The following is a 7,088-nucleotide window of genomic DNA, read 5'->3' on the forward strand; positions in this document are numbered from 1 at the left end:
AGAGCACTTCTCTCCTAAAGAAGGTGTCGTGCGTTCGAATCGCATCCGGGGCACCCTAAAGGTTCAGGCATAAGGAAATATCGCGGTTCCATGATTCCACCTTTGTTCTGCGAACTTTGAAGTGTACCCATTTTGCTCATTGTCTTCATCATCGAGTCATCTAAAAGAGCTGCTGGAGTGGTTCCGAGGTAGTTGGCCGTATTGACAAGATCAGGGACAGAATATTCCGACTTTCCTTTCAGTTTCACTGAAATCGTTGAGCGTTGCAATCCGAAATAACTCGCAAGGCCTGTTTGGGTCTCTCCTCTGGCAATGAGCAAGATTTTAACGTTAAATGAAATGATATTTTCAACCTGCTTTGCGTCAAATATCTCTCGCGTTGACTTCTATACAGCACTCGTATCATTTCTTTCGACAATCTCATTTTTATTGAACAATTGTAGAGCCTATTTTTTGCTTCATAAAATTAAGCGCTGTTTTGTAGAATAAAATTCTACAAATGAACGAAACATCGTCTGTCATGACATGCTGGCTAGCCGATTAGCATATTCCCATCCGGGCGCTAGGCCGAATTCTGAATCTTTCTTCTTCCTCAGTCAGTAAAAAGGTGAATGGAACTGTGAGCTGCCAACCAAAGGATTTTCGCACCTTGAACGAGTGTTCGGTCTCTCTGCGGATTTTGTCCTCGGCTTCCGAGATACATCAGACACCCTTCAATCGGTATAATCAACAGCTTCCCGTCTTTAATAGACAGGAAGCCGTTAATAAAATTACCACTGGTGCATTCGGCCAATCTGCCAAGACCCAGGGTACACCCTGACATTAGGAGCATTTCACATGCCCGCTTCTAGCAATTCCACGCTTTTCTCAGCGCGAGATACTCATGGTACACACCTTTCGGATACAGGGGGGGGGGGACATCCTCGCGTATCCGTTCCAGGGTCGTTCACCCTCCCGTTCAACTCCAGGGTAAATCCTTGACTACTGCCGTGATCTGACCAGGACCGAATTGTCGCATCTGGCCTCGGCCCCGTCGGACGGGAGCATGGGTTTCGACCTTTCCCTAGAGTTGAGGCTTGCCCTGTATAACGTTGCCGACATACGCCGGTGTCTTCAACACAGCCTCACGGACGGCCAGTTGGCGGCCGGAGAGAATGGCAGATGAGCCGGCAGGCTACTTCCTGAGCGTTGAGGAAGGCTCCGGTCGGCAGAAATACCACGGACAGGGCGTGCGTCTACGGGCGTAATACACGGCCGAGCGGGAGAACCCTGGTGGATGGAGCTGCATATCTCCGATTCGACGGTGCGCCGGCAGCTGGCGTGGCTGGAGGGCCGGAGCATCATCTCCAGAGGCGATCAGTCCATGGTATGAGGAACGCGCACGGCAAGGTCATCCCGCCGCAGTTCCGTCCGGTGGTCTGGAACCCGAATATGGGTGTGCCGGCTGAGCAGGTCGAGGAGACACAAGAGTGCCTCTTGAAGGTTAGACCTGTCACCGGTGACAGAAAAACCAGTAATACTTAAACCATCCCCCCCCCCTCTTCCTGACGAGGAAGTCCCCCCCCCCGAAAGGATTCGGAACCGGACGTGGAACGAGACGCCACCCGTGTGACAGAAGGCCTGCGCATGTCCCTGGGACTCCAGATGAATCCTAGACCCAGCGACACGGAAGCCGCGACGCGGCTGGTCTGGGAGCACGGGGTCGACTCGGTGCTCGCGATCGTCAAATGGTGCACGACCCCCCCTCCTCCCGCCAGCGACGGGTTCCGTTCTCGACAGGATAGGTTCTGGCGGACCGTGCTGACCGGGGCACGCTCACTAGAGAAGAACTGGCCGGCCATCCCACGGCAGATGTAGGGCGACCCGAAAGGGACATCTGTGCTCAAACGAGTACGGTCCGGCTCCACCGATGGCCCCCACATGGTCACGAGCGTGGCCGACGGGAGGAAATGCCAGGTGTACGGGAATCAGGGGATAGAGCGCATCCGTGACCATTTCGCAGCGTTCAACTCCATCTCGGGCCGGCTCATGGATCCGTGCTCCTGACCGGTGTAAGACCAGAATCCCCGCAACCAGGAGACCCATGGCATCGAAAGGAGGCAGGACCGATGACCGACAGTGAAGCAGCCAGGCAGACGGGCGAGTGGAGCCGACCGACGGCGGCGCCCTGCTCGATGGTCCAATCCCCGCCTGTGGACTACATGTGGGGCAGCGACGACACAAGGTCGGCGTTGAGGGACAGGCGGCCAGACGCCGCCGCACGCGCCCTGTGCGGGGTGTGCCCCATGAAGGACAAGTGTCTGACCCTGACTGTCGTGCAGCGCATGAAGAACGTAGGCATCATGGGAGGTCTGAACGACACGGAACGATGCTACGTCGCGCATCTCGCCCAAAGCCCGGGCATCGGGGCCACGGCCGGACAAGGCAGGTAGCCGCTCGCGGACGAGGAGCGGCGCACCCTCATGTCGACTTCATGCAATGGCTCCAGGCTCATCCCGACGCGATCGAGACCAGCAGGAAGATGGCCAGCCGCAAGAGGGCACTCCACAGACGCCGCGAGACAGGCTGGGACGGCCTGAGCAGCTTGTCGCAAACCGGGCTCTTCGAGGACTGAGACAGACTTCAATAAGGAAGAAAGGGAATATCTCATGCCGACGATCACATTCGCCAATAACAAGGGCGGGGTGGCCAAGACCACCTCCACTATCATGACTGGCCTGTCTCTGTGCAAAAGGGGCCTGAAGGTGGAGGTGAAGGACCTGGATCCGTCCAGGGACGCCACCGAATGGGCGCAGACGACCAGCGGGGCTGGTACCCCCTTCGTGGTGGCGCCCGCCAACATGCGCAACGTCGACGCGCAAAGTGGTCCGGACATCTGGGTGCTCACCGACACCGCCGGAGCAGATGCAGATCGCGCAGGCCGGCATCGACGCGGCCGATCTGGGCATGATGAGTCTGGATAACCGGCTGAGGGATTCGATCATCTGCTATTTCCTGGAACCCGACATGTTCCGGGATGATTCGGGCCGTCTGGCACAGCTCGTCACGAGTGATGACAGCCCGGAGGTCATCCCGCTGTTCGAGAAGCTGAACAAGACTTAAGACTTGCTGGAATGACACCTCATAAGATCCGAAGGACGCATTGAGCGTCTACAAGCAGGACATCCCGGTGTTCATGGAGTCGATGGGTTATCAGCTTCCTCCGGATTTCGTGGCCGGGCCTTTCGAGGTGACGGCTTTCGTGTCCTGGGCGCAGGGCGACGACCTTTCGGCCACCAACGGTTATGTGGCGAACGCCATCAACGCCGATCTCCTGTGCGGCATCGGCATCCACATGTCGGGCATCTGCTTGTACAACAACCATCCCACTTGGGTGGAGGCGGCCGAGGAGGATCGGGATGCGCACCTGATGCCGACCTTGGCGGATACGCCCGAGCGGCATGAGCACTACTCCGAAAGTGACGGGACCGGAATCATCAGTGATTCAACGGCTGTCCACAGCGACAACAACGGTCGGTGTCGGCGCTGATGAAAAGGGGATGCCGCTGCTGATTCCCTCCCAGCAAGGGTGGGAGGGTTCGGACGGTCATGCCCCGAGCCCGGCGGCGGCTGTGGCCGTTTGGGAAGATGCCACGGCAGTCCAGTCCATGGTGTGCTCCTGAGCCCTTTCGATACCACCACTGCGATTTTGCATTCGGCAGTTCAAGTGAGAGAAAGAGGACAGGTTGTATTATGTCGTATTGCGACGATGCCGTCGCGGAAAGGGATGCTCAGGATGGATGGAGAAGCCAAATACGACGTTCTGGAGGATTGCGTACGCAACGTCTTCGGCCGTGTCATGTGGTCCCATAAGATCCAAGAAAAGCAGGCCGACATCCAAGCCCACTATTCAATGGCGATGACCCTGACCAACGTCGCACTCTCCGCGGCGACATCAGTCGGTCTTTTCTCGATCATATTCGTGGACCGGTTTTGGCTGAAGCTGATTTCGACACTGGCGTCCTTCGTATCGACAGCCATAATCTGGCTTTCCAAGGAGCTGGACCTGCCGGACCGTATCAAAACACACAGAAAGGCGGCCGTCGATTATCTGGCGGTGAAGGATCAGCTTCAAAACCTGCTTATGAAAATCCGTTTCCGGACAGTTCCCGTTGAGCGGCTCGAAGAGGAGTTTTCCCAGCTCAATGAGTCCGTCAACAACATTAACGCCCAGGCACCACAGACCACCGACAGAGCGGTCCGGCGAGCTAGCCGCGCCTTAAAGGTGGAAAACGACGACAACATCACGAATAAAGAAATAGACAACGGCTTGCCCCCATTACTAAGGAAAGGAAACCAGGATGAGCTCACTGGTCACCATGAATAACCACAGCATCGACAAGAACACTAGGAGTGTGATTTCCGACCGATACAAGGTCGTCACGAAGGCGGTGAACACCGAGTTCTACGACAGCAGCAGCGATACGACGCACAGTCTCTACGTCGGCTCCTACGGAAGAGGGACCGCCATCGACACCAGCGACCTGGACATCATGGTGATCTTGCCAGAGGACGAGTACGAACGGTATGACCAGTACGGGAACAACGGACAGTCACGCCTGCTGCAATCAGTCAAAGACGCCGTCAAATCGCCATACCCGCGTAGCGACATCAGAGCGGACGGGCAGGTGGTCAAGATTAACTTCAGCGATGGTATGCGGTTCGAGATTCTGCCTGCTTTCGAGCGTCCAGCACTGTACGGCCCAACAACCTACATCTATCCGGACTCGAACATGGGAGGCAACTGGCTGCCGACCAACCCGAAGGTCGAACAGGAAGCTATGAGAAAGAAGGACGCCGATTCCAACCACCTGCTGGTGGACACGTGCAGACATATGCGCTACGTGCATAACACTTACTTCAAGAGCTATCCGCTGCATGGCATCGTGATCGACACCTTCGTCTACAAGGCCATAGGAACCTGGCGATGGTCGAACCCAGGCACCCTCGGAACTCCTAAGGGATCATACGAGAAGGCCCTACTCGACAATTGGGAATACACATCGGCTATCTCCCCAAAACCTCTTCACGCGCCGGGCAGCAACGACCAGGTCGAGATCGAATCCAGCAATGAGTGCCTGGGCAAGGTCCTCCACAAGATGGCGGACGAATAAACAAGCATTGCTCGAAAATACCTGTCTCGCACTTTCGAGTCTGAACCAGTTCATGGAAAGACGTCTCTGGGTCACGTTGGTTTGCCCCTGAAGACGTGCGGCTGCAAATGATCGACCTGATTTAGGTCGCCAGGGCGCGGGGCAGACGACCCCGCGTTTCGATTGCCTCCTCACGCTGCCTTATTTGAATCTGTTCAAGCTCCAGTATTTTGCTGTCCAGTCTATCCCGTTGTTCCTTGAGTTGTTCTATCTGGCTGGCCAGGGATGTGGCTGATACGGGCAGGTAGGCGTATGAGAGGTTCTCGACGACTTGGATCCGGTGTTTGGGCACGATGCGCTGGTAATGCCTGACGGCAATTTTCTCCGACATGTGGCCGAGCTCGTCCATGGTCTCCCTCAGGGTGCCGCCCTCAATCATGAGCATGGTCGCATGTGTAGCGCGCAGCGAGTGGAAGGTGATGTCCGGCCTGCCCGCCTTCACACGAGCCTTCCGGAACTGCTGGCTAAGCGTGGTCGGCGACATGATTCCACCGGGTGATTTGATGGCAGGAAAGAGCATGGCCTCCGGCTCGTCGACGCAGTATCGGTCGATGTGGTCGCGGATGGCCTGAAGGAGCCCAGCGGGGATAGGTACGGTCCGCATACTGGAGAGGGTCTTCGTCGGGCCGAGCCTGCAGGGGCCAACGTCGTCCGCCCTCTGCAGACCGAATGCCGCACGTGCAGAAGCCTGTGGTCCAGGTCGATGTCCCGGATCTGCAGAGCGCACACCTCCCCTATCCTTAGTCCGCCCACCAGGAGACCCAACCAGATGCTCAGCCTGGTGCGCGCGGGCATGGCCCGGGCTAGCCTGCCGGCCTGTTCCCGGGTGACCGGCTCCTGCTCACGTCGCTTGGAAGGTGCAGGCTCCCTAATCGGCAGGACGAACGGGTTGCTGTCCAGCAGAGCTGGACCGTAGGTAGAGTTGGATGCCTCTTCCAGGACTGAGTGCAACACCTGGCACGCCCCGTAGAACGCCCAAGGGCCCTCGGGGTGGTCGGACTCATACCAAGCCCGCACGTCAGCGGTCGTAATCCCCGCAATCGGTCTGCCCTTGAAGTACGGCAGGAAGTGGGATATGTCCGCTTTCAGACTCCTCTTCGTTGAACCACGCAGATCGGAATTACCGTTCCTTTTCCGATGGCGCAACCACTCCTGCAGATAATCCTCGAACAGCACCTGCCCGCCCTTCGTTTGCCTGGAGTTTCTTTCTGATGGGTGCTGCCAGGCTCGTATTCCCTTCTTGTGCAGTATGACCAGGTAATGCTCTTGTTCTAGCCAGGCATGTGCTTCAGTACTGTATTCCGGCCCGAACTGCCTACTGACCTTCCTGCTGTGATCAAGTGGATTAGGATACCTGGCAAGCCAGGCGGTGACTCGCCCGTTCCTGTCCTTCTTTGGAAAAACACTCCCCCACGTACTGCGAGTACGGGTCATAACTCACCTTTCATGCTCGTCACTTCTACGGAACAAGACATGAAAGAGAGAACCGCGAGATAGCAAAAGAGTCAATTATTTGGTGGGTATACCTAAAAGTGCACCTACCGAGAAAACGCTGAGAACGCGCACATTCCGTGGTTTCTCTCCTCTGAATAAACTCTTATCAAATGAAAGCAAATAACCTGGACGGATATATCAAATATCTCGACTACGGATAGAATTCCTAATAATAAAGCTGTAACGCAATGGACTGCTTGAGGTGAAGGAAAAACCAACGTTGACTAGCAAAACAGAAACGTTCGAATCGCATCCGGGGCACCCTAAAGGTTCAGGCATAAGGAAGTACTTGGCCTTGCTCTCCGCAACCATTTCCCAACCCTATGGCTTTCCATATTCTGGCGCATCGCCAACGGGTATCCCCCGCTACTAGCTTCCGCACATGTACATTGGAGGAGGTTT

The 7,088-nt window shown here is 56.3% G+C and carries 9 protein-coding genes and 1 pseudogene; 7 read left to right on the forward strand and 3 right to left on the reverse strand.

What is annotated here, in order from left to right; all coding sequences use genetic code 11:
• Window positions 1-14 precede the first annotated feature (14 nt).
• Window positions 15-320, reverse strand: coding sequence for a helix-turn-helix domain-containing protein (locus AC0AP0_RS07075; protein ID WP_490429885.1), 306 nt, complete (start codon window positions 318-320; stop codon window positions 15-17).
• A 1,558-nt stretch (window positions 321-1,878) separates the two neighbouring features.
• Here AC0AP0_RS07075 and AC0AP0_RS07080 point away from each other — a divergent pair.
• The 7 genes from AC0AP0_RS07080 to AC0AP0_RS07110 all read left to right on the forward strand — a co-directional run bounded on the left by AC0AP0_RS07080 (window position 1,879) and on the right by AC0AP0_RS07110 (window position 5,153).
• Window positions 1,879-2,046, forward strand: a complete 168-nt coding sequence (locus tag AC0AP0_RS07080) for a hypothetical protein (protein WP_490429886.1) — start codon at window positions 1,879-1,881, stop codon at window positions 2,044-2,046.
• Between the two features lie 62 nt (window positions 2,047-2,108).
• Window positions 2,109-2,432 carry a WhiB family transcriptional regulator gene (locus AC0AP0_RS07085; protein WP_490429887.1) on the forward strand — a complete coding sequence of 108 codons (324 nt, stop codon included), beginning with the start codon at window positions 2,109-2,111 and terminating at the stop codon, window positions 2,430-2,432.
• A 216-nt stretch (window positions 2,433-2,648) separates the two neighbouring features.
• On the forward strand, window positions 2,649-2,963 hold the full coding sequence (locus AC0AP0_RS07090) for a ParA family protein (protein WP_490429889.1): 315 nt from the start codon (window positions 2,649-2,651) through the stop codon (window positions 2,961-2,963).
• Window positions 2,905-3,102, forward strand: a complete 198-nt coding sequence (locus AC0AP0_RS07095) for a hypothetical protein (RefSeq protein ID WP_490429890.1) — start codon at window positions 2,905-2,907, stop codon at window positions 3,100-3,102. Before AC0AP0_RS07090 ends, AC0AP0_RS07095 begins: the two co-directional genes overlap by 59 nt.
• Window positions 3,103-3,142: 40 nt before the next feature.
• On the forward strand, window positions 3,143-3,529 hold the full coding sequence (locus tag AC0AP0_RS07100) for a hypothetical protein (RefSeq protein WP_490429891.1): 387 nt from the start codon (window positions 3,143-3,145) through the stop codon (window positions 3,527-3,529).
• Between the two features lie 246 nt (window positions 3,530-3,775).
• Window positions 3,776-4,366, forward strand: a complete 591-nt coding sequence (locus AC0AP0_RS07105; RefSeq protein WP_490429892.1) for an SLATT domain-containing protein — start codon at window positions 3,776-3,778, stop codon at window positions 4,364-4,366.
• Window positions 4,341-5,153 carry an SMODS domain-containing nucleotidyltransferase gene (locus AC0AP0_RS07110; protein WP_490429893.1) on the forward strand — a complete coding sequence of 271 codons (813 nt, stop codon included), beginning with the start codon at window positions 4,341-4,343 and terminating at the stop codon, window positions 5,151-5,153. The genes AC0AP0_RS07105 and AC0AP0_RS07110 overlap by 26 nt, the downstream gene beginning before the upstream one ends.
• Window positions 5,154-5,274: 121 nt before the next feature.
• Here AC0AP0_RS07110 and AC0AP0_RS07115 read toward each other — a convergent pair whose 3' ends face one another.
• A complete protein-coding gene (locus AC0AP0_RS07115; RefSeq protein ID WP_490429894.1) occupies window positions 5,275-5,796 on the reverse strand; it encodes a tyrosine-type recombinase/integrase in 522 nt (173 codons plus the stop codon).
• 458 nt (window positions 5,797-6,254) lie between these two features.
• Window positions 6,255-6,626: pseudogene (locus AC0AP0_RS07120) on the reverse strand (tyrosine-type recombinase/integrase); the annotation flags it as partial.
• Window positions 6,627-7,088 lie beyond the last annotated feature (462 nt).

Source organism: Bifidobacterium sp. POST2/T3 (B1) (assembly GCF_058197115.1).